Consider the following 26,153-nt stretch of genomic DNA (forward strand, 5'->3'; position numbering starts at 1 on the left):
TGGGATACTAGTTTATGAATGCACCTTTCACCTACGCCTCTCCCACACTGACGGTAGAAGCATTGAAACACTCCATTGCCTACAAACTGATGTTTACGCTTGGCAAAGATCCCTCGGCCGCCAACAAACATGAATGGCTGAACGCCGCGCTATTGGCGGTGCGCGACCGGATGGTTGAACGCTGGTTACGTTCGAATCGCGCCCAACTGTCGCAGGATGTGCGGCAGGTCTATTACCTTTCGATGGAGTTTTTGGTGGGGCGTACGCTTTCCAACGCACTCTTGGCGATGGGGATCTACGACGATCTGAATAACGCACTGGAAGAGATGGGGCTAAATTTAGCGGATCTGATGGAGGAGGAGAGCGACCCTGGTTTAGGGAATGGTGGCTTAGGGCGATTAGCCGCCTGTTTTCTCGATTCGCTGGCGACGCTGGGTTTACCAGGGCGTGGCTATGGTATTCGTTACGATTACGGCATGTTTAAACAAAATATTATTGACGGACGGCAGGCCGAATCGCCGGATTACTGGATGGAATATGGTAATCCGTGGGAGTTTCAGCGGTTTAATAACCGTTATAAGGTGCGTTTTGGCGGGCGTATTCAACATGAAGGCACCCATAAAATCCGCTGGGTGGAAACCGAAGAAGTCCAGGCAATGGCCTATGATCAGATTATCCCCGGCTTTGATACCGATGCCGCCAATACGTTGCGGCTCTGGAGCGCGCAGGCGAGTAATGAAATCAACCTCGGGAAATTTAATCAAGGCGACTATTTTGCCGCGGTAGAAGATAAAAACCATTCGGAAAACGTCTCGCGGGTGCTCTACCCGGATGATTCAACCTACTCCGGGCGAGAATTACGCTTACGCCAGGAGTACTTTCTGGTTTCCGCTACCGTACAGGATATTTTGACCCGCCACTGGACGATGCATCAGACGTTCGACAATCTTGCGGATAAAATTGCCATTCACTTAAATGATACCCATCCGGTTTTAGCCATCCCTGAACTGATGCGGCTCTTGGTGGATGAACATAAGTTCACCTGGGATGATGCGTTCGAAGTGACCTGCCAGGTATTTTCCTATACCAACCATACGTTAATGAGCGAAGCGTTGGAGACGTGGCCGGTGGATATGATTGGTAAGATCTTGCCACGGCATTTGCAGATTATTTTCGATATCAATGACTATTTTCTGAAGACGATTCAGGAACACTATCCCGATGACTGGGATCTGTTGTCACGCATCTCAATCATTGATGAAAATAACGGGCGCCAGGTGCGTATGGCCTGGCTGGCTGTGGTGATCAGCCACAAAGTAAATGGCGTTTCCGAACTGCACTCCAACTTAATGGTGCAATCATTATTTGCCGATTTCGCTCGCCTGTTCCCGGGACGGTTCTGCAATAAAACCAACGGGGTGACGCCACGGCGCTGGCTGGCGCTGGCTAACCCGTCGCTCTCAGGCGTGTTGGATGAGACCATTGGGCGTACCTGGCGGACCGATCTTAGCCAGTTGGCGGAGATCAAACCGCAAATTGATTTTCCCGCGTTTATTGAGCAAGTGGCCGAGGCCAAGCTGGAGAATAAAAAACGGCTGGCGGAATGGGTGGCGAAGAACCTTGATATTGTGCTTGAACCGCATGCGCTGTTCGATGTGCAGATCAAACGCATCCATGAGTACAAACGCCAGTTGCTTAACGTTTTACATGTGATTACGCGCTATAACCGCATTAAAGCCGATCCCGATGCGGATTGGGTGCCACGGGTGAATATTTTCGCCGGTAAAGCCGCTTCGGCTTACTATATGGCGAAACATATTATTCATTTAATTAACGATGTGGCGAAGGTGATCAATAGCGACCCACAGGTGAAGAATAAGCTGAAGGTGGTGTTTATTCCCAACTACGGTGTCAGCATTGCCCAGGTGATTATTCCTGCCGCAGACTTGTCGGAACAAATTTCATTGGCCGGTACTGAGGCATCGGGCACCAGTAATATGAAGTTTGCCCTCAACGGCGCGTTAACCATCGGTACGCTGGATGGCGCGAATGTCGAAATGCGCGAACATGTTGGCGAGGAGAATATCTTCATTTTCGGTAATACCACGCCTGAGGTGGAGGCGCTGCGGCAGAATGGCTATAACGCTCGCCAATATTACGAAGAAGATGAAGAACTACGTCTGGCGCTAACCCAAATCGCTACCGGCGTATTCAGCCCGCAGGAGCCAGGGCGTTATCGGAATATTTTTGATTCGCTGGTGAATTTGGGCGATCACTACCAGTTATTGGCGGATTATCGGAGCTATGTAGATACGCAAGATAAAGTGGATGCGCTTTATCGCCAGCCGGAGGAGTGGCAGCGGCGCGCCGCGCTCAATATTGCCAATATGGGGTACTTCTCTTCGGACCGGACCATTCAAGAGTATGCCGATGAGATTTGGCATATTTCGCCGATCAGGTTATAACCTGCGACCTTAAGCATGAAAAAGGGAGCCAAAAGGCTCCCTTTTCTTATTTGTACTAGGATGCCAGAGACAGTGAAGGTTTCTTACCGTGCGTTTCCAGCCATGCGGCGATGCGAGATTGTTGTGCTTCATCCAGCCACATACCCTGCTTAGTACGGCGCCAAATGGCATCATCCAGTTTGCGTACCCATTCGTATTGTACCAGGTAACGCAGTTCCGCTTCGTAAAAGTCGTGGCCGAAATTTTCTCCTAAATCTTCAAGGCTTTTCGCCTCTTTGAGAAAAAGCTCGCTATTACTACCGTAGGTTCGGGCGAAATGACGCGCCATGCCTTCGGTAATAAACGGATAACGGCGGCGCAGGCTGGCGGCATAATCTTCGCGCGTACCGGCAATATCCCCACCGGGCAGCACGCAGCTTTTGGTCCAGGCCGGACCTGCGTTGGGGTAATATTTAGCCAGTTTTTCCATAGCATGTTCCGCCAGTTTCCGGTAGGTAGTCAATTTGCCGCCGAACACTGATAACAACGGAGCTTGACCACTTTCATCATGCACATCCAGCGTGTAATCACGCGTAATGGCTTGCGGCGAATCGGATTCATCGTCACACAGCGGGCGCACGCCGGAATAGCTCCAGACAATATCATCGCGCGTCAAAACCTGCTTAAAGTGGGCGTTATACACTTGCAGCAGATAGTCGGTTTCCTTATCGTCGATCTGCACATTCTGTGGGTCGCCTTTATATTCCACATCGGTGGTACCGATAATGGAAAACTCATCCATCCACGGGATCACAAACACAATACGATGATCTTCGTTTTGCAGAATGTACGCTTGTTTCTGCGTATGAACGCGCGGAACCACGATATGGCTGCCTTTAATCAGGCGAATGCCGTATGGCGACTTCAGTTTTAGGTTGTCATCAAAAAGCTGTTTAACCCATGGCCCTGCCGCGTTGACCAGGCCCTTTGCACGCCAGGTAAATGTCTTGCCGCTATCAATATCCTCGGCTTCAACTACCCAAATGCCAGCTTCGCGCCAGGCGCGCGTGACACGGGTACGGGTGCGTACTTCGCCACCTTGTTTCACCACTTCCTGTGCGTTGAGAACCACCAGGCGCGCATCATCCACCCAGCAGTCAGAATATTCGAAACCGCGCACAATCTCAGGTTTAAGTACCGAATCCGCGCCAAAACGCAAGCCCTTGCTACCCGGCAAACTGGTGCGTTTCCCTAAGTGATCGTACATAAACAGGCCAATACGGATCATCCATGCCGGACGTAAATGTGGACGATGGGGCAAACGGAAGCGCATTGGGAATGCAATGTGCGGCGCCATTTTTAGCAGTACTTCACGTTCAGCCAGCGCTTCACTGACCAGACGAAATTCGTAGTGTTCCAGGTAGCGTAAGCCGCCATGAATCAGTTTTGAGCTGGCAGAAGAGGTCGCGCAAGCCAGGTCCTGCGCCTCAAGCATCAGCACTGACAGCCCGCGTCCTGCGGCATCGGCCGCAATACCGGCACCGTTTATACCGCCGCCGATCACGATCAGATCTTTGGTTTCCACGTCATCTCCTTCGATGTTCGGAATCGTTCATTAATGTTCGTTTTCGAGCATTATATTAATCATAAACCAACATTGACGCCAGCGTTAACCGAATAAAAACATTTATGCGTGATGTAGGTAACATTAATCAACGAATAAAGGTGAATAGCCTTTGCATTTGCCGGGTTATTGCACGCCCGCTTCAGGGTACAATGCGGCTTATTTTCCGCGTGGCGATGAGGAAACCATGGAACAATTTGAATGTATTAGCGCACAGCAGGCGCAGGCCCATTTACAGCAGGGGCAGGCAATCCTGGTGGATATTCGCGATCCGCAAAGTTTTGAAGCGGCGCATGCGAGCGGCGCTTTCCATCTCACCAATGGTTCGCTGAATAATTTTCTGCAGCAGACCGATTTTGAGACGCCGGTGCTGGTAATGTGCTATCACGGCAATAGCAGTAAGGGCGCGGCGCAATATTTGATCGGGCAGGGGTTTGAACAGGTGTACAGCATTGATGGCGGCTTTGATGCCTGGCGTGCGCAGTTTCCGCAACTGGTTGAATCAGAACTAAGTTAATCCATTATACTGGGCGCCATGTTTCTACTACGTAATTAGAAGGCGGCATGCGCAATGAGGCGTATCACTGATTTTACCAATCCACGTTTGGCGCAGGCGTTTGTTGACTATATGGCAACACGCGGCGTCAAATTACATCTTGAGCAACAGCAGCATTACACGGTTTGGCTTGACGACGAATCGAAAGCGGAATTGGTCGAAAACGAACTCGCGCAGTTTATTCGCGATCCGTTTCATCCGCGTTATCAGGCCGCCAGTTGGCAAACCGGCAATACTGCAGGCGGGCTACGCTACCCGCGCTCATCAGTGATGGCGAACATTCGGGAACGGGCTGGTCCGCTGACCTTAACCATCATTTTTGCCTGCATAGTGGTTTATATTTTGATGCAGGTGGTGGGCGATCGGACGGTGATGTACTGGCTGGCCTGGCCGAATGGTAGCACGCAATATTTCCAAATCTGGCGCTGGTTTAGCCACGCGTTATTACATTTCTCTCTGTTACATATCGTGTTTAACTTGCTGTGGTGGTGGTATATCGGCGGGGCGGTGGAGAAACGTCTCGGCAGCGGGAAACTGTTCGTGATTACGTTGGTTTCCGCCTTGTTAAGTGGCTGGCTGCAGGCGAAATTTAGCGGTATTTGGTTCGGCGGACTATCCGGCGTAGTGTATGCGCTGATGGGGTATGCGTGGTTACGGGGAGAGCGCGATCCCGAAAGCGGGATTTTTCTCGAGCGCGGCTTAATGGCTTTCGCTATTCTGTGGCTGGTCATTGGTTACTTTGGCGCATTTGGGTTGGCGATCGCCAATGCCGCGCATGTGGCAGGTTTAGTGGTTGGGCTGGCGATGGCGCTGGTTGACACTTATCATCTGAAACGCCGGTAACGTTGCCGCTAATTTGCGCCTGCTGACAGGCAAGGCTGCCCTGTCGCCAGGTTTCTCACGGTGAGCCTTGAGCGCTCGCCTTATTATAAGAATAGCGCCTTGCGTGCCGTTTACAGGAGAGTGATGTGAAGCAGACGCAACGTCATGATGCCATTATTGAGCTGGTTCGTCGTCAGGGTTATGTGAGTACTGAAGAATTGGTGGAGCATTTTGATGTCAGCCCGCAAACCATTCGACGTGATCTAAACGATCTGGCCGATCAGAACAAAATCCAACGTCATCACGGTGGCGCCGCGTTGCCTTCCAGCTCTGAAAATACCGCCTGGCAAGATCGTAAAATGATGTGGTCGGCGCAAAAAGCGCGCATCGCGCAGCGTGTTGCCAGCCAGATCCCTGATGGCGCCACACTGTTTATCGACATCGGTACCACGCCAGAGGCCGTAGCGCATGCGCTGATGAATCATAACAATCTCCGGGTAGTGACCAATAACCTCAATGTGGCGCTGCTCTTGATGTCCAAGCCTGACTTTCGGGTCATTATCGCCGGTGGCGAGGTCCGTACTCGCGACGGCGGGGTGATGGGGGAAGCCACCCTGGACTTTATCTCTCAGTTTCGTCTGGATTACGGCATTCTCGGGATCAGTGGAATTGATATGGATGGCTCATTGCTGGAGTTCGATTACCACGAGGTGCGCACCAAGCGCGCGATTATTGAGAATTCACGTTGTGTGATGTTGGTGACCGACCATTCGAAGTTTGGTCGTAATGCGATGGTTAACCTCGGTAATATGGATTTGATTGATTATCTGTTTACCGATGAAGTACCGCCAGCAGGCGTGATGAAGGTCATTGAGCAGCACGAAGTGCATTTAGAGTTGTGTTGAATCACTTGCCGGGGCCAGAGTTCGCTGGCCCCTTTGAGGTATATTAAGACGCGACGCCCATTCCCATTAGCCACAGCAGTTGCTGCGCCTGTTGTACCGCTTCCTGACGATGAACCACCCCCAGTTTTTGATACAGATTACGGATATGAGTTTTAATCGTGGTGGGCGCTACATCCAACTCCCCGGCGATTTGATCATTGCTATAGCCGGAGTAGATCAGGCCGAGCACCTGCCATTCGCGTTGGGTTAGTGGACTGGTGCGAATCAACTCCGGCACCTGCGGATGGGTCAGTAAACGGGTGACAAAACTCTCATCAAAATGCGCAAATTTGTGGCGATGATGCTGATTAATATCACGCAAAATACGCTGTGCGCGCCGTTGTTCCAGCTCCGGCAGCGTGTTGAGTTGCAACAACTGGCGTAACTGTTGCGCCATCGCCTCGCCCTCAATCACAAAATGGCTGACAAAGCCGGTACGATTAGCCAACGCTAACGCTTCAATCAGCGCCAGTTGTGCCGCACTTTTACGATCGGTTTGCCAGTACAACAGATTGAGCAGCAATAAATTCCGATTCAGATCGCTGACCAGGTTGAGGCGGCGAGCGTTTTCATTCAGTTCGTCCAGCACCACCTCGGCTTCGGCGAAGTGGCCCAGCAGGATCTGCGCTCGGGCGATGTTACGCCATTGCCCCTGTAGAAAGTGATTATCCGCATGATCCGGTTTGGGCGTCAGACGCAGCCAGTTGGCGGCGGCGGTTTTATCCTGTGTCATCTGCCAGTAAAGCACGCGCGATTTATCGGCATTGGTGACCCAATCACTGTGATACTGGCCGTTGCCTAACAAGTTTTCACAGCGAACCAGATGGCGACGCGCATTATCCATATCCCCACGCGCTAACGCACACTTCGCCAGCATTGCCAGGCATTGCAGTTGTTGTTGTGGCTGGAAGTTTGTTAGCACCCGCAACCCTTTGCGTGCGGCGGCTTCGGCATCGTCGAGATGTGACCATGACCAGAGTAATTGCGCCCGGATACGCAACAAAAACTCGTGCATCGGTAGCTGTTCAAGCCCTTCTTCGTTGATCAGCGTAAAGGCCTTTTCCTGGGTTTCCCAGGCGGTTTGTAAAAAGCCCTGCGCCAGCAAAATTTCGCTTTGTTGCAGTAACGCCCACAGCGCGTAATGGCAAATATCGTAGTGACGCGCCATGCGATCGGTTTGCTGCATCATCGACAGTGCCGCTTCGAGCTGGCCCTGACAGTGCAACACTTCTCCTTTAACCGAGGTGGCCACAATACGGCTGTAGTAATTCGCCAGCGGGAGCGTCGCCAACGCCTGGTTTGCCAGGCGCTCCGCCTCTTCCGGCTTACCGGCATTAATCGCGACCTGGGCGCGCAGCGCATCGAACTCGGCGCTGAGAATGGCATCAATCGCAATTTGCTGCATCGCCATCTCTTGCTCGGCACGCGCCAGCAGCATATTCACTTCACCATAACGGTGCTGACTTTGCGACAACCACGCCTGTAATAAAATCAGCCTTGGGTTCTCTACCAGCAACTGCCACGGCAGGGCTTTTAACCCCTCCTCCAGTAGTGCTAACTCACTGTGATTAAACAGTGACCAGGCATGATGCAGCAAAATATCACGCAGCAGTAACGTATCGTTCGCCGCTAACGCGTGATGAATAGCTTCGCCGGCAAAACCCAGCGCCATCCAGCCTTCTGCCGCGCTGCGGTGCAACTTTTTCTGTTCGCCGCCCATCTCCCACTGACAGCGCTGGCGTAGAAAACTGGCAAACAGTGGATGGAAGTTAAACCACTCGCCGCTATCATCCATACGCTGTAGAAACAGCCCCTGTCGTTCGGTCTCTTCCAGCCGTAATTGCGCGTTCTCTTCACCGGTAATGCGGGTAATTAGCGCATCATTCATTGAACGCAGCACCGAGCTACGTAGCAGGAAGTTACGTGTGGTTTCATCAACCGAATCCAACACCTCATCCACCAGATAATCAGAAAGGTGGCTGGCGTTGATTCCTGCCAGGCGCTGCGCTGATTGATGAGTGGGCGTATTAGATTGCCGGGCGGATAGGGCGATTAATTGCAGTGCGGTAGCCCAGCCCGCCACTTCATCACACAGACGTTGCGAATCATCGGCATCGATAGGACGTTGTAAACGGCAATCAAAAAAGCTTTTCGCCTCTTGATGCGTAAACGCCAGCGACTGGCTATTAATTTCAAGCAGTTGCTCACGTACCCGTAAATTGGCGATCCCCAATGAAGGAAGGTTACGCGACAAAATCACTAACGTCAGATTTTCTGGCTGGTGGCGGATAAAAAAGCGCATGGCCTGATGGATGGCATCGTTAGTGATCAGATGGTAGTCATCAATCACCAAAAAGAGGGGGCGATGCCAATCCGAAAGCTCGACAAAGAGTTGGGAGAAAAGCGCGCTTAGGCTGGCGTACTGGCGTTTTTGCGCCAACGCTTCGCTACGCGTGCAGTGCCCGCCGGTCGCCTGCTGCATCGCCGCCATAAAATAGGTTGCGAAACGTTCAGGATAATTATCGCTTTCATCCAGTGAATACCAACCTAGCTCACTTTGATCGGCGGCCCATTGCGCGATTAAAGTGGTTTTTCCATAGCCTGCCGGACTGGTGACCAGCGCCAGTCGATAATGTGTAATGTTCGCGAGCCTTGCAATCAAACGCTCCCGAACAATGGTGTTCTGAAGCCGGAGAGGACGGCTGAGTTTCGATGGTATCAGCATGGCTAACACTTCACTGTGTGATGTCAAAAAAGGAAACAAACAGAATTATTTTACGGCGTGTAATTAATTACTTTCCCCCTGTAGGGGGCGTAATGCAAGAAGGCTAACTCACCGTTATTCATTAAGTTGCACCTCATCACATTTCCTTATCTTTTTTTTACGTTTTGCAGCACTAGCATTAATGAATGTTTCAGCCATACTCACTATTACTCATCATTTTTTTAGGCGATCTTCGTCCTGCTCGCCGATGGTTAGCGAGATTAAGCGTCAATTGCGCCGGATTTACCTACCCTCCAGACTGTAAATGTTGGCTTTTTTTTTACATATTTTGTGCTCATCGTCGCCTGGCGATGAGCTTTTTTTCAGGTTGGCGTCTTAACTTAACAGTGTTGACGATCACATTTTCCGCTACGCCCTACGGCTCATCCCCACCTAATTTCTGTGCGGGAGGATGCCCGGTGAAAATTCCCCCGTCAGCATGTGCGCATTGATGTTTTCGCGAACCTATTCACTTACTAAAAGAGATTTGTATGTCGCAGCAAAAATTCAACAAGGCACGTTTTGAGGCAGCGGTGACACGACAATGGCAACATCTCGGACTGAGCGCCGCTTCAGAGATGACGCCTCATCAATGGTGGCAGGCGGTGAGCGCCGCGCTGGCTGAATTATTGGCGGCTCAACCGACGGCGAAAAGCGCGAAAAATCAGCGCCACGTTAACTACATCTCAATGGAGTTTCTGGTCGGAAGGCTGACCGGTAATAACCTGCTCAACCTCGGTTGGTATGATGAGGTGAAGGCGGTGCTGGCAGAGCAGAATGTCGATTTGAGTCATTTACTGGAGGAAGAAGTCGATCCGGCACTGGGCAATGGCGGCTTAGGCCGGTTAGCCGCCTGTTTTCTCGACTCGATGGCCACCGTTGGGCAATCGGCGATAGGGTACGGGCTCAATTATCAATACGGTCTTTTTCGTCAATCTTTTGTCGATGGGCAGCAGCAGGAAGCGCCGGATAACTGGCGGCGCGATCGCTATCCGTGGTTTCGACATAACGCCGCGCTCGACGTGGTGGTTAACCTCGGTGGCAAAGTGGTTAAAAACGCTGAGGGAAATGCCTTATGGCAACCGGCAGTTACGCTGCGTGGGGAAGCATGGGATTTGCCGGTAATTGGTTATCGTAACGGTGTGACGCAGCCGTTGCGTTTATGGCAGGCGGCACATGCGCATCCCTTCGATCTTTCGCTGTTCAACGACGGTAAATTTTTACAGGCCGAACAGCAGGGCATTGAGGCGGAAAAACTGACTAAAGTACTCTATCCCAATGATAACCATCAGGAAGGTAAGCAACTCCGCCTGATGCAGCAATACTTCCAGTGCGCCTGTTCGGTGGCAGATATTTTACGGCGACATCACCTGGCCGGACGGCCAGTGACGGCGTTACCAGATTATGAAGTGATCCAGCTTAACGATACCCATCCCACCATTGCCATTCCTGAAATGCTGCGCGTCCTGCTTGATGAGCACCAACTCGCCTGGGATGATGCCTGGGCGATTACCAGCCGGGTTTTCGCTTACACCAACCACACACTGATGCCGGAAGCGCTGGAAAAATGGGATGAACGGTTGGTAAAAAGCCTGCTGCCGCGCCATTTCATGATTATTAAGGAAATTAACAAACGCTTTAAAAAACAGGTTGAACAACACTGGCCGGGCGACGAAGTCCTATGGGCCAAACTGGCGGTGGTGCACGATAAGCAGGTACGTATGGCGAACCTGTGTGTGGTCAGCGGCTTTGCGGTTAACGGTGTGGCGGCACTGCACTCCGAGCTGGTGGTAAAAGATCTGTTCCCTGAATATCACCAATTATGGCCGCACAAATTTCATAACGTGACTAACGGAATTACACCGCGTCGCTGGCTGAAACAGTGTAATCCGGCGCTCTCCTCATTAATCGATGAGACACTGAAGGTTGAGTGGGCGAACAACCTGGATGCGCTGAAAGGATTAGAAAAACAGGCGGATAATAAGGCGTTCCGGCGTCGCTATCGTCAAATTAAGCACGATAATAAAGTCCGCCTGGCGCAGTATATCCAGCGCTTGACCGGTATTGAGGTGAACCCGAATGCGTTGTTCGATGTGCAGATTAAGCGGTTGCATGAGTACAAGCGCCAACATCTGGGCCTGCTGCATATTCTGCATTGTTACCGTCAACTGCGTGATAACCCGCAACATGACGCGGTTCCGCGCGTCTTTTTATTCGGTGCCAAAGCCGCGCCCGGCTACTATCTGGCAAAAAATATCATCTATGCCATCAATAAAGTGGCGGAGGTGATTAATAACGATCCGCTAGTGGGTGACCGCCTGAAAGTGGTGTTCATCCCGGATTATCGCATTACCGCCGCAGAATTAATGATTCCGGCGGCCGATCTCTCCGAACAAATTTCCACTGCTGGTTATGAAGCCTCCGGCACCGGTAATATGAAGCTGGCGCTAAATGGCGCATTGACGATTGGTACGCTGGACGGCGCCAACGTTGAGATTGCCGAGCAGGTAGGCGAGGAGAATATCTTCATTTTCGGCAACACCGTGGATCAAGTGAAGGCATTAAAGGCCGACGGTTACGATCCGAAAAAGCGACGTAAAAAAGATAAACATCTCGATGGCCTGCTGAAAGAGTTAGAAAAAGGCGTATTTAGCGGTGGCGATAAGCACGCGTTTGAACCGATGCTGCAGAGTTTGACCAAAGGCGGCGATCCGTGGTTAGTGTTGGCGGATTTCGCGGATTATATTGCCGCCCAGGCGCGCGTAGAGGCATTGTGGCGCGATCCCGAAGCCTGGACGCGTGCGGCCATTCTTAACACCGCGCGTACCGGTATGTTTAGCTCCGACCGTTCGATTCGGGACTATCAGCAACGAATCTGGCAGGCAAAACGTTAACGCTAAGGACGGTGTATGGATTTGACTCAACTCGATAAGGCCGCCAGCGCGGCGGGTATCGCCGCCAGCTATATCAACGCGAAAGGTGAGCCTGAAACGATCAGCGTGGAAACCCGACAACAACTGCTGGCGGCAATGGGTAATCCGCGGCCGATTAGTGCCGCGCCGCTGCCAACGGCAAAAGTGTTTAGCGGGACGCAGAAACGCACTCTCCCGGTCGGCGGCAAGGGGCTATTCCGGTGGCATTTACAAACGGAGCGCGGCAAACAGTATCAGGGTGAGGTGCGCGGTGGTGAAACACTTAGCTTGCCGCCACGGCTAGCGCACGGCTATCACCATCTCACCTTAACGCAGGGCAAGCAGCAGTGGCCCTGTCGGGTAATTGTGGCCCCCAAACGCTGCTTTGAACCATCCGCCTTGCGCGAAGGGAAAAAGCTATGGGGCGCCTGCGTCCAGCTTTATACCTTGCGTTCGGAAAGCAATTGGGGGATCGGCGATTTTGGCGATTTAAGTCATATGCTTGATGCGCTGGCCGATCGTGGCGGCGCGTTTATCGGCTTGAATCCTATCCATTCGCTCTACCCGGCGAATCCGGAAAGCGCCAGTCCCTACAGCCCCTCTTCCCGGCGTTGGATGAATGTTATCTATATTGATGTTGAACAGGTCGCAGATTTTCAGCACAGCGCTGAGGCGCAGCGCTGGCGGCGGTTGCCTGAGACGCAACAGCGTATTGAGCAAGCACGCGCAAGTGAATGGGTCGACTACAGTGCCGTCAACAGCCTGAAGATAGAGGCGTTACGTCTGGCATGGCGGCAGTTCGCCACACGCCCGGAAGGGGATAAAACTCGCGAGCATTTTGAGCAGTTTATTACGCTTGGCGGCGGTAGCCTGTTTTATCAGGCGGCTTATGACGCGTTACATGCCGAAATGCTGAGTGCAGATCGCCATCGCTGGGGATGGCCGGTATGGCCCGAAGCGCTGCGGCACGCCGGTAACGATGCGGTACAGCAGTTTTGCCAGCAGCACCATGATGAAGTGCGTTTTTGGCTCTGGTTGCAGTGGTTAGCAAACCAACAGTTTGATGCCTGCTGGCAACTGAGTCAGCGCCGTAATATGCCGATTGGCCTGTACCGTGATTTAGCGGTCGGCGTGGCGGAGGGGGGCGCAGAGACGTGGTGCGATCCGGAACTTTACTGTCTGAAAGCCTCGGTTGGCGCGCCGCCCGATATCCTCGGCCCGCTGGGTCAAAATTGGGGGCTGCCGCCGATGGATCCCCATGTGATGGTGGCGCGTGGCTATCAGCCATTTATTGACTTGTTACGCGCTAATATGGCCAGTTGTGGCGCGTTGCGTATCGATCACGTCATGTCGATGCTGCGTCTCTGGTGGATTCCCTATGGCCTCACCGCCGATCATGGCGCTTATGTTTACTACCCGGTTGAGGATCTATTGGCGATATTGGCGCTGGAGAGCCAACGCCATCAGTGTATGGTGATCGGCGAAGATCTCGGGACGGTGCCCGCGGAAATTGTCGGCAAGTTACGCGATAGTGGCGTGTATTCCTGGAAGGTTCTCTATTTCGAACAAGAGGACAGTGAACGTTATCGTGCGCCGCAGGCTTGGCCCCGGCAATCTATGGCCAGCGCCACAACCCACGATCTTCCGACGCTACGCGGTTTCTGGGAGTCGGGAGATTTGCGTCTTGGCGAGACGTTGGGGCTCTACCCGGATAAGGTGATACTCCAGGGATTGCATCGCCAGCGCGATCGGCAAAAACAGGCATTGCTTGAGGCGTTACATCAGTACCGTTGCCTGCCTCTGCGTGCGAGGAAACGTGCGGCGCAGATGGCGATGACACCAGTATTGAACCGTGCGATGCAGCGTTTCATCGCGGTAAGCAATAGCGCGTTATTGGGGTTACAACCGGAAGACTGGCTGGATATGGAGATGCCGGTTAATGTACCGGGCACGGTGGATCAATATCGTAACTGGCGGCGTAAACTGAGTAAGACGCTGGAGGAGATTTTTGCCGATGCGCAGATTAACCGTTTACTGAAGGATATTGCTAAACACCGGGCCGCTTAGCCTGGCGCCAGCAAGCGGGGGAACAACATTTCCCCCGCACTGGAGATTAGTAGTAAGAGTGTTCGCCGTGCTGGTGCTCGGTTAAGTCGCGCACCCCTTTAAGTTCCGGGAAGGCAACCAACAACTCTTTCTCGATCCCTTCTTTCAGCGTGACATCAACCATTGAACAGCCGTTACAGCCGCCGCCGAATTGCAGAATGGCATAACCCTCTTCAGTGATTTCCATCAGCGACACGCGACCGCCGTGGCTGGCCAGTTGCGGGTTAATTTGCGCCTGCAACAGGTACTCAACGCGTTCAATCAATGGCGCGTCATCGGCGACTTTACGCATTTTGGCGTTGGGCGCTTTTAGCGTAAGTTGGGAGCCGAGATTATCGGTAACGAAATCAATCTCAGCGTCTTCCAGATACGGCGCGCTCAGTTCATCAACATAAGCTGACAGTTTTTCAAACTTCAGTTCAGTGTCCGTGGCCTCAACCGCATCTGGCGGGCAGTATGACACGCCGCATTCTGCGGTTGGCGTACCGGGGTTGATGACGAATACGCGGATCTGGGTGCCATCTTCCTGGTTTGACAGCAGTTTTGCGAAGTGCTCTTGCGCAGCATCAGTAATACGGATCATGGCGATTGCTCAATAGTTGACTAATTTAGTTGGTTATTATACGCCCAACACCGACGCTCTACAAGGTACGGCACAGGCACCAAATCTGGACGCTGGCAGCGCCCGCATGTATTAACAAACGGCTGATTTCCGCCGCCGTGCTACCGGTGGTGACCACATCGTCAATCACAGCGATATGGCAGCCACGCACCGCGATTTCAACCCTGAATGCGCCGAGTAAGTTGCGCCGCCGGGCGCGTGCCGGAAGCCGGTGCTGATGTTTTACCGCGCGAACGCTGCGTAACCCGGTTGGTTGATAGCGGCACCCCACCCAGCGAGCTAATGGACGCGCCAGCAGATCAGTTTGGTTAAAACCACGGCGCCACGCACGCGTTTTCGGTAAGGGAACCGCCAGCAAAATATCCGGGCGCACCAGCAGACGTTGCCTTCTGGCATCTAACCAGCTTAACAAAATCAAACGCGCCAGCATCACAGAGAGTGCGGTCAGGCGTAAAAATTTAAAGCGGATGAGCAGGGCGCTGAGCGGTGGCTGATAATTGCCCGCCGCAATCAACGCCTGCCAGGGAGGCGGCTGACGTAGACAGCGTCCGCAGGGTTGGCGCGCGTTTTCGGCGGCTAATCCACACTGCGGGCAACGCGCGGAACGACGTAATAGATTGCGCTGGCAAAACCCACAAATTCCTTGTTGTTGTAACCGTAACGGTAGCTGGCATAGCCAACAGCATCCTGGCATTGGTAGCATAGCGCCTCCGATGATGTGAAAGCAGGACAATAACCGATGACGCAGCTTTACTGGCAGACCGCAGGGGAAGGAAATGTTGATCTTGTGCTGTTACACGGATGGGGACTGAATGCCCAAGTGTGGCACGGCATTATTGATCGGCTGAGCGCGCATTTTCGTTTGCACTTGGTGGATTTGCCGGGGTTTGGTCGCAGCCACGGTTTTCCAGCGCTGACGCTGGATGAGATGGTGGATACGATACATTCGCAGTTGCCGGAGCGCGCTATTCTGCTCGGCTGGTCATTAGGCGGTTTGGTAGCGAGCCGTCTTGCACTACGTTTCCCACAGCAAGTCGCGGGTGTGATTAGCGTAGCTTCCTCGCCGTGCTTCACCGAACGGGATGAGTGGCCCGGCATTAAGCCGCAGACGCTACAGGGGTTTCAACACCAGCTTAGTACCGATTTTCAACGCACCGTTGAGCGGTTTCTGGCGTTGCAGACGTTAGGCACCGACAGCGCTCGCCAGGATGCCCGCACGCTAAAAGAGGCGGTACTTTCGCTACCGATGCCGGATGTTGCGGTATTGGAAGGCGGCCTTGAGATATTGCGCACTGCCGATCTGCGCGAGGAGTTAGACGCGCTGAAAGCGCCTTTACTGCGTATCTATGGCTACTTGGATGGGTTGGTGCCGCGCAAGGTGGCTTCATTGCTGGATGCACGCTGGCCTGCTAGCCAGTCGATAGTAATGGAAAAGGCGGCGCATGCGCCTTTTATCTCCCATCCTGAGGCGTTTTGCGACCACCTGCTGGCGTTTACACACCAGCAGGCGTAAGGCCGATTAATGGCATTGGCTGCCGCTGGCGCAGCCCTGGCACCGTGCCGTATTCAGCGTTTTAATCGCAATCATCTGCGGCGGCAGTTTTATCCGGCGCAGCAGCGTCACCAGCAGCAGATTAAACGCGACCACCAGGACTATTGCGATGCTGCTATAGCGCGGGTGCGCGCTAAACGTCGCCAACTGGTAAAACAGGGTCGCCAGCGAGTACGCAAGGTTCAGCCCCCATAAAATGGAGAAGGTCATCCAGCGGCGGCTACTTTCACGCGCAATCGCCCCCATTACCGAAACACAGGGCACATACAGCAGCACGAACAGAAGATAGCTAAAGGCGGCGGCATCGCTGGCAAATTTACTGCTCATCACGCCCATGGCGCCGCTCGCCATTTCACCATCGCCCTTACTGGCCTCAATTGGGTTACTTAGCACGCTGAGCGAGAAGGTTTCCTTCAGCCCTTGCCAGGTTTCATCCACCGCGCCGAGTAGCTCGTCGCGTAGGCTAAAAGCGGCAGGATCGAAAGGCGTATCATGCAGCGTTTCCGCGGTGTACAGCGTATTCAGTGTACCGACCACCACCTCTTTCGCCATCGCGCCGGTCACCAGCCCAACGGTAGCTTGCCAGTTATCATTATGTACGCCGATGGGCGCCAGCAGCGGCGTTACGCTACGGCTCACGGTGGCGAGCGCGGAATCATTGATGCTATCGACCGCTTTACCGCTAAACGAAAAGCTGTTTAGCGCGCCAATCAACATACTGGCGACCACAATCACTTTACCGGCGCGTAAAACGAACCCTTGCAGGCGTTGCCAAGTCTGTAACAGCAAACTTTTCAGATGCGGAACATGCCAGACCGGCAGTTCCATCACAAATGGCGAGGCATCGCCACGCATTAACGTATGCTTTAACAATAAGCCGGTCAGGATCGCCACCACAATCCCGATGATATACAGGCTGAACACCACCAACGCGCCGTTTTGGCCGAAAAAGGCAGCAGCGAATACAGCGAATATCGCCAAACGGGCGCCGCAGGACATAAAGGGCGCCATTAATACCGTAATCAACCGTTCACGCGGCGCATCCAGCGTGCGTGCACCCATCACTGAAGGCACATTACAGCCGAAACCGACAATCAGTGGCACAAAGGATTTGCCGGGTAAGCCCAGCGCCTGCATCAGCCGATCCATAACGAATGCGGCACGCGCCATATAGCCGGAATCCTCCATAAAGGAGAGAAACAGATACATCATGCCAATTTGCGGAACCAACGGCAGCACGGTATTGATACCGCCGCCAATGCCCTGCGCCAGGAATACCGTTAGCCAATCGGGCAGATGCAACGTATAGCCGAGCCACTGTACGCCATGAATAAAGATTGCTGCTGAACCGACATCAAACAGGGGTTGCAACGCGCCGCCGATATTAATCGCCAGCAGAAACATCAGATACATTACGAATAAGAAGATTGGCAGACCGAGCCAGCGATTAAGGATCACCCGGTCAAGGCGCTGAGATAAATGGTTTGGCAGGGCTAAATGGAGGTTACTGACTTCGGCGCTCAGCCGGGCGATGGCTTGATAACGCGCATCGGCAATCGCCAGGCCGCTATCGTGCTGCATCTCGCGCTGTAAACGCGTCAGCGTGGTTTGCGCGGCATCTCCCGCCTGCGAGCCGCTATAAATATCCCCCTCTAGCATTTGTACTGCCAGCCAGCGCCGCTGTTGCGCGCTGCGTTCCGCTGAAATATCGGCCGCTAAAGTCGCGATGGCGCGCTGTAGAAAACAGGGGTAATTGATCGCCACAGAGGGTTGCTGCTGCAGAGGAGTATCAATCGCCTCTTTGAGCGCGTCAATGCCTTGCCCACGGGTGGAAACCAGCGAAATCACCGGACAGCCCAGTTGCTTCGCGAGCGCCGGAATATCAATATCAATATGCTGGCTCGCAGCAATATCCAGCATATTCAGCGCCACAATGCACGGCACGCCTAACTCCAGCAACTGCAGCGTCAGGTACAAATTACGCTCAAGATTACTGGCATCCACCACGTTAATTACCAAGTCTGCCTGATTGCTGAGGATGTAATGGCAGGCGATTTGCTCATCAAGCGAGGTTTGCTGCGAAATGGTGGTCAGTGAATAGGTACCCGGTAAATCAACCAGTTGTACACGCTGTTGCGCGGTATTAAACCACCCCTCTTTACGCTCGACGGTGACGCCCGCCCAGTTGCCGACCCGTTGGCGAGCGCCGGTGAGCTGATTAAATAGGGTCGTTTTACCTGAGTTGGGATTACCAATCAGGCCGATAGTACAGGTTTTCATGGCGGTATCCGTTAATTCAGATTTTCTAACAGCAGAAAGGCGAGGTCTTTTTTACGCAGCATCAGGTTAACGCGGCGGGTTTCAATCTGAACCGGATCGCCAAGCGGGGCGACGCGAACGACGTCAAAAGTGGCGCCCGGCAGCATACCGAGCGACAGCAGCTTTTGGCGGTAAGCCGCGCCGACACCTGACGTAAAGCCGAGGATTTTATAGCGCTGGCGGGCAAGAAGTTGCATAAGGGGCTCCTGGTGACTGTCGCAAAGAACGACAATATTTAACCGGAGCAATTTTAATGATAACCATTCGCGTTGATGTTGACATAGAACAACAATGCAGCGTTCAGGCTAATGTGGAAGGAGGGAGGCTTGCAAGCCTCCCGAACCGGATAGGATTAGCGTTTTTTCCCAAAGGCAGCGGCTAATGCATCGCCCATTGCGCTATTACCGGCAGGCGTCGATGCCGTGCGTGGCCGCGCTTTACCGGGTGCCGGACGTGTATTGTCGCGTGTGCCGCTACGGTTACCGCCGCGCGCATTCCCTTCGCCTGGTTGCTCATCAAGCCGCATGGTCAGCGCAATACGTTTCCGCTGCAGATCGACTTCCATCACTTTCACTTTCACGATATCGCCCGCTTTCACCACCTTATGCGGATCGTCAACGAACTTATCGGAAAGAGAAGAGATATGCACCAGCCCATCCTGATGAACGCCAATATCCACGAACGCGCCAAAATTCGTTACGTTGGTCACCGCGCCTTCCAGCACCATACCAGGCAGCAAATCATTCATGGTTTCAACGCCTTCGGCGAATTGCGCGGTTTTGAATTCCGGACGTGGGTCGCGACCCGGTTTTTCCAGCTCTTTGATAATATCGGTCACCGTGGGTAAGCCAAAACGCTCATCGGTGAATTCTACCGCTTTTACCTCACGCAGCGTTTGCGGGTTCCCCATCAGATCCTGCAAGGCTTGCTGAGTGGCGGCTAAAATGCGTTCCACGACCGGATAGGCCTCCGGGTGCACGGTTGAAGCATCCAGCGGATTGTCACCATGATTAATACGCAAAAAGCCCGCGCATTGTTCGAAGGCTTTTGGCCCGAGACGGCTGACTTTTAATAGCTGCTGACGGTTCTGGAAGCGCCCATTGTCATCGCGCCAGCCGACAATATTTTGCGCCATCATTTTGGTCAAACCCGCTACGCGGGTCAGCAACGCCACCGAAGCGGTATTGAGATCAACGCCAACCGCATTCACACAATCCTCAACCACGGCATCCAGTTTTTTCGCCAATTGGCTCTGGCTGACATCATGCTGATACTGGCCCACGCCGATGGACTTCGGATCGATTTTAACCAGTTCCGCCAGCGGATCCTGCAAACGTCGGGCGATAGAGACCGCGCCACGCAGTGAAACATCCAAATCGGGGAACTCCAGCGCCGCCAATTCCGAGGCGGAGTAAACTGAGGCGCCCGCTTCACTGACGATGACTTTTTGCGCCTGGATGGCCGGGAATTGTTTCTGTACGTCGAGGAAAAAGCGTTCGGTTTCACGCGAAGCGGTGCCGTTACCAATCGCGACCAGTTCGACCTGATGTTTGATGCAGAGCGCGGCGACGCTAGCGGCGGCTTTCGCAGCCTGACCGGTGTGGGGGTAAATGGTATCGGTCGCAACCAGTTTGCCGGTTGCGTCAACCACCGCCACTTTTACCCCGGTACGCAAGCCGGGATCGAGGCCCATGGTCGCGCGCATACCGGCTGGTGCCGCCATCAGCAAATCATGTAGATTACGTGCGAAAACGTTAATGGCTTCATCTTCCGCTCGTTCACGGACGGTGCCCATCAACTCGGTTTCAAGGTGCAGCAGCACCTTAATACGCCATGTCCAACTCACCACCGCTTTGCGCCAACTGTCGGCGGCGGCATTATTCAGGCGCAGCGCCAGGTGATCGATAATAATTTGCTCGCCATGGCTCTCACGCGGCGGTTCATCAAACTGAGGGTCAGGATTAAGCGAGAGTTGCAGTACGCCTTCATTGCGGCCACGGAACATCGCCAGTGCACGGTGCGAAGGAACGCTTGATAGCGCTTCATGGTGATCAAAATAGTCGCGGAATTTCGCGCCTTGTTCCTCTTTCCCTTCCACCACCCGGGAAACCAGGTGCGCATTTTTCCACAGATAGTCACGCACCTTAGCCAGCAGTGCGGCGTCTTCGGCAAAGCGCTCCATCAAAATATAACGCGCGCCATCCAACGCGGCTTTGGTATCCGCGACGCCGTTATCGGGATTAACATACTCGGCTGCCAGCGTTTCCGGATCGTGCGACGGATCTTGCCATAACCTATCGGCGAGGGGTTCTAGCCCGGCTTCGATGGCAATTTGCCCACGTGTACGACGTTTAGGTTTGTACGGCAGGTAGAGATCTTCAAGTTCGGTTTTACTCAGGGTGCCATTAATCGCTTGACTGAGTTCATCGGTTAATTTGCCCTGCTCGGCGATGGATTTAAGAATGGATTGACGACGTTCTTCCAGCTCTCGTAGATAACCAAGCCGCGTTTCCAATTGACGTAACTGGGTATCATCCAAACCGCCGGTTACTTCTTTACGATATCGTGCGATAAACGGCACGGTATTCCCTTCATCCAACAGGCGGACGGCGGCTTCAACTTGTTCAGCCCGCGCCTGGAGTTCACTCGCAATAATGCGGCTCAGCGAATCATTCATCATCAGTTCACTATCTTGCTATCACAGGGTTGAGAAACAGGGGACAGTTATACGGATTGAAGACATAAATTGCCAGTCGCGAAGGTGGGTTTGAGATATATTCCGAAGCTTGGGCGGGCAGGCTTTGAAAACCGGAGCGCCGCCGCTAAGATGGAAAAATTTACCGCACAAGGCTTTTGACTGGATGAAAACGAAACTAATCACCCGGGGCGGTTACAATAAGCTGCGGGCTGAACATGACCATCTCTGGAACGAGAAACGCCCTGAAATTACCAAAATTGTGTCCTGGGCCGCCAGCCTTGGCGACCGGTCGGAAAATGCCGATTACACCTATAATAAACGCGTGTTGCGCCAGATAGATCGTCGGGTCAGATATTTACGTAAATGTTTGGCTGAATTAAAAATTGTGGATTATTCACCGCAGCAGGATGGCAAAGTGTTTTTTGGCGCCTGGGTTGAGGTGGAGAATGAACAGGGCGTCACGAAACGATTTCGAATTGTCGGGCCGGATGAAATCTATGGCGAAGTGAAGGATTTTATCTCTATTGATTCGCCAATGGCGCGTGCGCTAATTAAAAAAGAAGTGGATGATGAAGTGAATGTGCCGACCCCGGAAGGGATTAAAACGTGGTTCGTGAATGCGATTGAGTATGAAAAGACACTGGAAGAGTAATGTAGTCGGCGAGAAATGGTGTGAAGTTAAAGATAAGCTGCTGTTTAATATGCTTTGTAACAATTTCGGCTAGAATATAAACCAATAATAACTGTCACACTATCGCATCTTTTTTAACAATATCGGCTCAGGCAATTGCGCCTTTGGGAGTAGCGAAATGCAAGAAAATTACAAGATTCTGGTGGTCGATGATGATATGCGCTTGCGTGCATTGCTGGAGCGCTATCTCACCGAACAAGGCTTTCAGGTGCGCAGCGTAGCGAATGCCGAGCAGATGGATCGCCTGTTAACGCGTGAGTCTTTCCACCTGATGGTGCTTGACCTGATGTTACCGGGCGAAGATGGGCTCTCGATTTGTCGCCGTCTACGCAGCCAAAGCAACCCGATGCCGATCATTATGGTTACGGCAAAAGGGGAAGAGGTGGATCGGATTGTCGGGCTGGAAATTGGCGCCGATGATTACATTCCTAAGCCGTTTAACCCGCGTGAGCTTCTCGCTCGTATTCGCGCCGTGCTGCGCCGTCAGGCGAATGAGTTGCCGGGTGCGCCGTCGCAAGAAGAAGCGGTGATTGCATTTGGTAAATTTAAGCTCAACCTCGGTACCCGCGAAATGTTCCGTGAAGATGAGCCGATGCCGTTGACCAGCGGCGAGTTTGCCGTATTAAAAGCGTTGGTCAGCCATCCTCGCGAGCCGCTCTCGCGCGATAAGCTGATGAATCTGGCGCGTGGCCGCGAATATAGCGCGATGGAACGTTCTATCGATGTGCAGATCTCTCGTCTGCGTCGTATGGTGGAAGAAGATCCGGCCCATCCACGCTATATCCAGACAGTTTGGGGTCTGGGTTATGTCTTCGTGCCGGACGGCAGTAAGGCATGAGGCGATTCCGCTTCTCTCCCCGCAGTTCGTTTGCCCGAACGCTCCTATTGATCGTTACCTTGCTGTTTGTCAGCCTGGTAACGACCTATTTGGTGGTACTCAACTTCGCCATCCTTCCTAGTTTGCAACAGTTCAATAAAGTCTTGGCCTACGAAGTACGTATGTTGATGACAGACCGGTTGCAGTTGGAGGATGGTACGCAGCTTGAAGTCCCGCCTGCGTTTCGGCGTGAGATTTATCGCGAACTGGGTATCTCTTTATATACCAATGCAGCGGCGGAAGAGAGCGGGCTGCGCTGGGCGCAGCACTATAAGTTTCTGAGCGATCAGATGGCGCAGCAGCTTGGCGGCCCGACGGATGTGCGGGTTGAAGTGAATAAAAACTCGCCGGTTGTGTGGTTAAAAACCTGGCTGTCGCCGGATATTTGGGTGCGGGTGCCGTTAACCGAAATCCATCAGGGGGATTTTTCCCCACTGTTCCGTTATACCTTGGCGATTATGCTGTTGGCGATTGGCGGCGCCTGGCTGTTTATTCGGATTCAAAACCGTCCGCTGGTCGAGCTTGAACATGCGGCGTTGCAGGTGGGGAAAGGTATTATTCCGCCACCGCTACGTGAGTATGGCGCTTCGGAAGTTCGTTCGGTAACGCGTGCTTTTAACCAGATGGCTTCCGGCGTGAAGCAACTGGCTGATGATCGCACGCTGTTGATGGCGGGCGTAAGCCACGATCTGCGTACGCCGTTGACGCGTATCCGTTTAGCGACGGAGATGATGGCCGAAGAAGATGGCTATCTTGCTGAGTCGATTAATAAAGATATTGAAGAGTGCAACGCGATTATCGAGCAGTTTATCGATTATTTGCGTACCGGGCAGGAGATGCAGACCGAGCGCGCCGATTTAAATGGCGTGTTGGGTGAGGTCGTGGCGGCGGAGAGCGGCTACGAGCGCGAGATTGAGAATGCGGTGATGCCAGCCGAATTGCTATTGGACATCAACCCGTTATCCATTAAACGCGCCGCCGCCAATATGGTGGTCAACGCCGCGCGTTACGGTAATGGCTGGATTAAGGTCAGTAGCGGCAGCGAGTTACAACGCGCGTGGTTCCAGGTGGAAGACGATGGCCCCGGCATCAAACCCGAGCAGTTGAAGCACTTGTTTCAGCCGTTTGTACGCGGCGACAGTGCGCGCAGTACTAGCGGTACCGGGCTGGGGTTGGCGATTGTGCAACGTATTATTGATGCGCATCAGGGCGCGTTGGATATTGGCGTCAGTGAACGCGGTGGGTTACGAATTCGTGCCTGGTTGCCGTTGCCGGAGAGCGATACCACTGCCCTTGCGCCTGCCGGTGATTGAGAAGAAGAACAGGGCGCTGCCTTCGCGCCCTGGCTTTCTGCCGCAGCCGGCAACGCATCAGCCGACGAGCTTTTCTGGTTAATGCAAACCTATATTTGCGGGCCTGCCTTCACCAACGCTGCGCCTGCTGGCGTATCGGTATATTTATCGAAGTTATTAATAAAACGCTGTGCTAAATCCAACGCTTTCGCCTCCCATACCGCCGGATCGGCATAGGTCGTGCGTGGATCGAGAATGCGCTCATCTACGCCTTCCAGTGCGACCGGCACTTCGAGATTAAAGATCGGCAAGGTATGGGTTGTTGCCTGCGACAGTTCACCGCTCAAAATCGCATTGATTATCGCGCGTGTCTCTTTAATCGAAATACGTTTGCCGGTGCCATTCCAGCCGGTATTCACTAAATAGGCTTCCGCGTTGACCGCCTGCATACGCTTCACCAACACTTCCGCATATTGGGTTGGATGCAGGGTTAAAAACGCGGCGCCAAAGCAGGCGGAGAAGGTTGGCGTTGGTTCAGTCACACCGCGCTCGGTACCGGCCAGCTTAGCGGTAAAACCGGAAAGAAAATGATATTGCGTCTGTTCAGCATTCAGGCGAGAAACCGGCGGCAACACGCCAAAGGCATCGGCAGTTAAAAAGATCACTTTCTGCGCATGCCCGGCTTTAGAAACCGGCTTAACAATGTTTTCTATGTGGTAAATCGGATAAGAGACGCGCGTGTTCTCCGTCTTACTACCATCGTCGAAATCAATGCTGCCATCCTCGCGCACCACCACATTTTCGAGTAGCGCATCACGGCGAATGGCATGGTAAATTTCCGGCTCGGCCTGCCTGGAGAGCTTAATTGTCTTCGCATAGCAGCCGCCTTCAAAGTTAAACACGCCGTCATCATCCCAGCCGTGCTCATCATCGCCAATCAATTGCCGTTTAGGATCGGTGGAAAGCGTGGTTTTACCGGTACCGGAGAGACCAAAGAACACTGCCACATCGCCTTGTTCCCCAACGTTGGCGGAGCAGTGCATGGAGGCAATGCCCTTCAGCGGCAGCAGGTAGTTCATAATGGCGAATAACCCTTTTTTCATCTCGCCGCCATACCAGGTCCCACCAATCAACTGCACTTTTTCGCTGAGGTTAAAAGCGACAAAATTCTCAGAATGCAGCCCCTGATGCTGCCAGTCTGGATTGGTGCACTTCGCGCCATTCATCACCACGAAATCCGGTTCGAAGCTGGCGAGGCTCTCTTCATCAGGGCGAATAAACATATTTTTGACGAAGTGCGCCTGCCAGGCCACTTCGGTAATAAAACGTACGCTCAGGCGGCTATCAGGGTTGGCGCCGCACCAGGCATCCACCACAAACAGGCGTTTGCCGGAGAGTTGCCGGGTTACCCGTGTTTTAAGCGCTTGCCAGGTTTCCTGTGAAAGCGGCTGATTATCGTTTTTGCCTTTACCCTGGTCATTCCACCACAACGTGTTGCGCGTAGCGTCATCACGCACAATGTATTTATCTTTTGGAGAGCGGCCGGTAAAAATACCGGTATCGACGGCGATAGCGCCGGACTGGGTCAGCGTACCGCGTTCATAGCCCTCAAGGTCGGGCCGGATTTCTTCCTGAAAAAGCGTGTCATAATCGGGATTATGAACCACTTCAACCGTACCAGTGATGCCATAAGCGACGAGATCCTGTGCAGACAGGCCATTAGCGCGCATATTACTGCTCCTTTTAGCGGTTTTGGGTACTGCAGAGTGTCAGTACTTCGACTTCGCGGGTGCAAATGGAAGCGCGAGTGTCAGGAATACGCATCCAATCGCATCACAATCGCGCGCAGTGTACACGCGTCGGCGGGCAGAAAAAGAACCGAGCGGTAGAAATGAGAGACGAAACGATTTTTTGCTGCAAATCAGTGCAA

General features: G+C 53.1%; 18 protein-coding genes. 10 read left to right on the forward strand and 8 right to left on the reverse strand.

Features of this window, described 5'->3' with window-relative positions:
- Positions 1-14: 14 nt before the first annotated feature.
- On the forward strand, positions 15-2,465 hold the full coding sequence (glgP, locus tag PMPD1_RS01470) for a glycogen phosphorylase (RefSeq protein ID WP_173632392.1): 2,451 nt from the start codon (positions 15-17) through the stop codon (positions 2,463-2,465).
- 55 nt (positions 2,466-2,520) lie between these two features.
- On the opposite strand, the gene glpD is transcribed toward glgP, so the two are convergent.
- The gene (gene glpD / locus PMPD1_RS01475; RefSeq protein WP_173632393.1) at positions 2,521-4,029 is read right to left on the reverse strand and encodes a glycerol-3-phosphate dehydrogenase; all 1,509 of its coding nucleotides are present in this window, start codon (positions 4,027-4,029) and stop codon (positions 2,521-2,523) included.
- A gap of 226 nt (positions 4,030-4,255) precedes the next feature.
- Here glpD and glpE point away from each other — a divergent pair, with 226 nt between their 5' ends.
- The 3 genes from glpE to PMPD1_RS01490 all read left to right on the forward strand — a co-directional run bounded on the left by glpE (position 4,256) and on the right by PMPD1_RS01490 (position 6,351).
- Entirely contained in the window at positions 4,256-4,585 is a 330-nt protein-coding gene (glpE, locus tag PMPD1_RS01480; RefSeq protein ID WP_173632394.1) for a thiosulfate sulfurtransferase GlpE, read from the forward strand.
- Positions 4,586-4,639: 54 nt separating this feature from the next.
- On the forward strand, positions 4,640-5,467 hold the full coding sequence (gene glpG / locus PMPD1_RS01485; RefSeq protein ID WP_173632395.1) for a rhomboid family intramembrane serine protease GlpG: 828 nt from the start codon (positions 4,640-4,642) through the stop codon (positions 5,465-5,467).
- A gap of 125 nt (positions 5,468-5,592) precedes the next feature.
- On the forward strand, positions 5,593-6,351 hold the full coding sequence (locus PMPD1_RS01490; protein WP_173632396.1) for a DeoR/GlpR family transcriptional regulator: 759 nt from the start codon (positions 5,593-5,595) through the stop codon (positions 6,349-6,351).
- 43 nt (positions 6,352-6,394) lie between these two features.
- Here the strand turns inward: PMPD1_RS01490 and malT are convergent, their stop codons facing one another.
- A complete protein-coding gene (malT, locus tag PMPD1_RS01495; protein WP_173632397.1) occupies positions 6,395-9,115 on the reverse strand; it encodes an HTH-type transcriptional regulator MalT in 2,721 nt (906 codons plus the stop codon).
- A 530-nt stretch (positions 9,116-9,645) separates the two neighbouring features.
- Here malT and malP point away from each other — a divergent pair.
- Positions 9,646-12,048, forward strand: a complete 2,403-nt coding sequence (gene malP, locus PMPD1_RS01500; protein ID WP_173632398.1) for a maltodextrin phosphorylase — start codon at positions 9,646-9,648, stop codon at positions 12,046-12,048.
- Positions 12,049-12,063: 15 nt separating this feature from the next.
- Positions 12,064-14,133 carry a 4-alpha-glucanotransferase gene (malQ, locus tag PMPD1_RS01505; protein WP_173632399.1) on the forward strand — a complete coding sequence of 690 codons (2,070 nt, stop codon included), beginning with the start codon at positions 12,064-12,066 and terminating at the stop codon, positions 14,131-14,133.
- A gap of 46 nt (positions 14,134-14,179) precedes the next feature.
- Here the strand turns inward: malQ and nfuA are convergent, their stop codons facing one another.
- Both nfuA and gntX read right to left on the reverse strand, forming a co-directional pair.
- Positions 14,180-14,755, reverse strand: coding sequence for a Fe-S biogenesis protein NfuA (gene nfuA / locus PMPD1_RS01510; protein WP_173632400.1), 576 nt, complete (start codon positions 14,753-14,755; stop codon positions 14,180-14,182).
- 58 nt (positions 14,756-14,813) lie between these two features.
- Positions 14,814-15,497 carry a DNA utilization protein GntX gene (gene gntX, locus PMPD1_RS01515; RefSeq protein ID WP_173632401.1) on the reverse strand — a complete coding sequence of 228 codons (684 nt, stop codon included), beginning with the start codon at positions 15,495-15,497 and terminating at the stop codon, positions 14,814-14,816.
- Between the two features lie 36 nt (positions 15,498-15,533).
- Here gntX and bioH point away from each other — a divergent pair, with 36 nt between their 5' ends.
- Positions 15,534-16,307, forward strand: coding sequence for a pimeloyl-ACP methyl ester esterase BioH (bioH, locus tag PMPD1_RS01520; RefSeq protein ID WP_173632402.1), 774 nt, complete (start codon positions 15,534-15,536; stop codon positions 16,305-16,307).
- 6 nt (positions 16,308-16,313) lie between these two features.
- Here bioH and feoB read toward each other — a convergent pair whose 3' ends face one another.
- The 3 genes from feoB to PMPD1_RS01535 form a co-directional block, all read right to left on the reverse strand.
- The gene (gene feoB, locus PMPD1_RS01525; RefSeq protein ID WP_173632403.1) at positions 16,314-18,626 is read right to left on the reverse strand and encodes a Fe(2+) transporter permease subunit FeoB; all 2,313 of its coding nucleotides are present in this window, start codon (positions 18,624-18,626) and stop codon (positions 16,314-16,316) included.
- 11 nt (positions 18,627-18,637) lie between these two features.
- On the reverse strand, positions 18,638-18,862 hold the full coding sequence (gene feoA, locus PMPD1_RS01530; protein ID WP_173632404.1) for a ferrous iron transporter A: 225 nt from the start codon (positions 18,860-18,862) through the stop codon (positions 18,638-18,640).
- A gap of 155 nt (positions 18,863-19,017) precedes the next feature.
- Entirely contained in the window at positions 19,018-21,345 is a 2,328-nt protein-coding gene (locus PMPD1_RS01535) for a Tex family protein (protein WP_173632405.1), read from the reverse strand.
- 181 nt (positions 21,346-21,526) lie between these two features.
- Between PMPD1_RS01535 and greB the strand changes: the two genes are divergently transcribed.
- The 3 genes from greB to envZ all read left to right on the forward strand — a co-directional run bounded on the left by greB (position 21,527) and on the right by envZ (position 24,244).
- Entirely contained in the window at positions 21,527-22,015 is a 489-nt protein-coding gene (gene greB / locus PMPD1_RS01540) for a transcription elongation factor GreB (RefSeq protein WP_173632406.1), read from the forward strand.
- A 157-nt stretch (positions 22,016-22,172) separates the two neighbouring features.
- Complete coding sequence (ompR, locus tag PMPD1_RS01545; protein ID WP_001157751.1) at positions 22,173-22,892, forward strand: osmolarity response regulator transcription factor OmpR; 720 nt, start codon at positions 22,173-22,175, stop codon at positions 22,890-22,892.
- Positions 22,889-24,244, forward strand: a complete 1,356-nt coding sequence (envZ, locus tag PMPD1_RS01550) for a two-component system sensor histidine kinase EnvZ (protein WP_173632407.1) — start codon at positions 22,889-22,891, stop codon at positions 24,242-24,244. The genes ompR and envZ overlap by 4 nt, the downstream gene beginning before the upstream one ends.
- An 89-nt stretch (positions 24,245-24,333) precedes the next feature.
- Here the strand turns inward: envZ and pckA are convergent, their stop codons facing one another.
- Positions 24,334-25,953, reverse strand: coding sequence for a phosphoenolpyruvate carboxykinase (ATP) (gene pckA, locus PMPD1_RS01555; RefSeq protein ID WP_173632408.1), 1,620 nt, complete (start codon positions 25,951-25,953; stop codon positions 24,334-24,336).
- Positions 25,954-26,153: the final 200 nt, after the last annotated feature.

This window comes from Paramixta manurensis, from assembly GCF_013285385.1.
GTDB lineage: Bacteria > Pseudomonadota > Gammaproteobacteria > Enterobacterales > Enterobacteriaceae > Paramixta > Paramixta manurensis.

Bases quoted from the DNA above. Each gene is read 5' to 3' on its own strand.
- pckA (WP_173632408.1), bottom strand. From the start codon at position 25,953: ATGCGCGCTAATGGCCTGTCTGCACAGGATCTCGTCGCTTATGGCATC.
- ompR (WP_001157751.1), top strand. From the start codon at position 22,173: ATGCAAGAAAATTACAAGATTCTGGTGGTCGATGATGATATGCGCTTG.
- feoB (WP_173632403.1), bottom strand. From the start codon at position 18,626: ATGAAAACCTGTACTATCGGCCTGATTGGTAATCCCAACTCAGGTAAA.
- malP (WP_173632398.1), top strand. From the start codon at position 9,646: ATGTCGCAGCAAAAATTCAACAAGGCACGTTTTGAGGCAGCGGTGACA.
- nfuA (WP_173632400.1), bottom strand. From the start codon at position 14,755: ATGATCCGTATTACTGATGCTGCGCAAGAGCACTTCGCAAAACTGCTG.
- gntX (WP_173632401.1), bottom strand. From the start codon at position 15,497: ATGCTACCAATGCCAGGATGCTGTTGGCTATGCCAGCTACCGTTACGG.
- malQ (WP_173632399.1), top strand. From the start codon at position 12,064: ATGGATTTGACTCAACTCGATAAGGCCGCCAGCGCGGCGGGTATCGCC.
- feoA (WP_173632404.1), bottom strand. From the start codon at position 18,862: ATGCAACTTCTTGCCCGCCAGCGCTATAAAATCCTCGGCTTTACGTCA.
- envZ (WP_173632407.1), top strand. From the start codon at position 22,889: ATGAGGCGATTCCGCTTCTCTCCCCGCAGTTCGTTTGCCCGAACGCTC.
- greB (WP_173632406.1), top strand. From the start codon at position 21,527: ATGAAAACGAAACTAATCACCCGGGGCGGTTACAATAAGCTGCGGGCT.
- malT (WP_173632397.1), bottom strand. From the start codon at position 9,115: ATGCTGATACCATCGAAACTCAGCCGTCCTCTCCGGCTTCAGAACACC.
- glpE (WP_173632394.1), top strand. From the start codon at position 4,256: ATGGAACAATTTGAATGTATTAGCGCACAGCAGGCGCAGGCCCATTTA.
- glgP (WP_173632392.1), top strand. From the start codon at position 15: ATGAATGCACCTTTCACCTACGCCTCTCCCACACTGACGGTAGAAGCA.
- bioH (WP_173632402.1), top strand. From the start codon at position 15,534: ATGACGCAGCTTTACTGGCAGACCGCAGGGGAAGGAAATGTTGATCTT.
- PMPD1_RS01535 (WP_173632405.1), bottom strand. From the start codon at position 21,345: ATGATGAATGATTCGCTGAGCCGCATTATTGCGAGTGAACTCCAGGCG.
- glpG (WP_173632395.1), top strand. From the start codon at position 4,640: ATGAGGCGTATCACTGATTTTACCAATCCACGTTTGGCGCAGGCGTTT.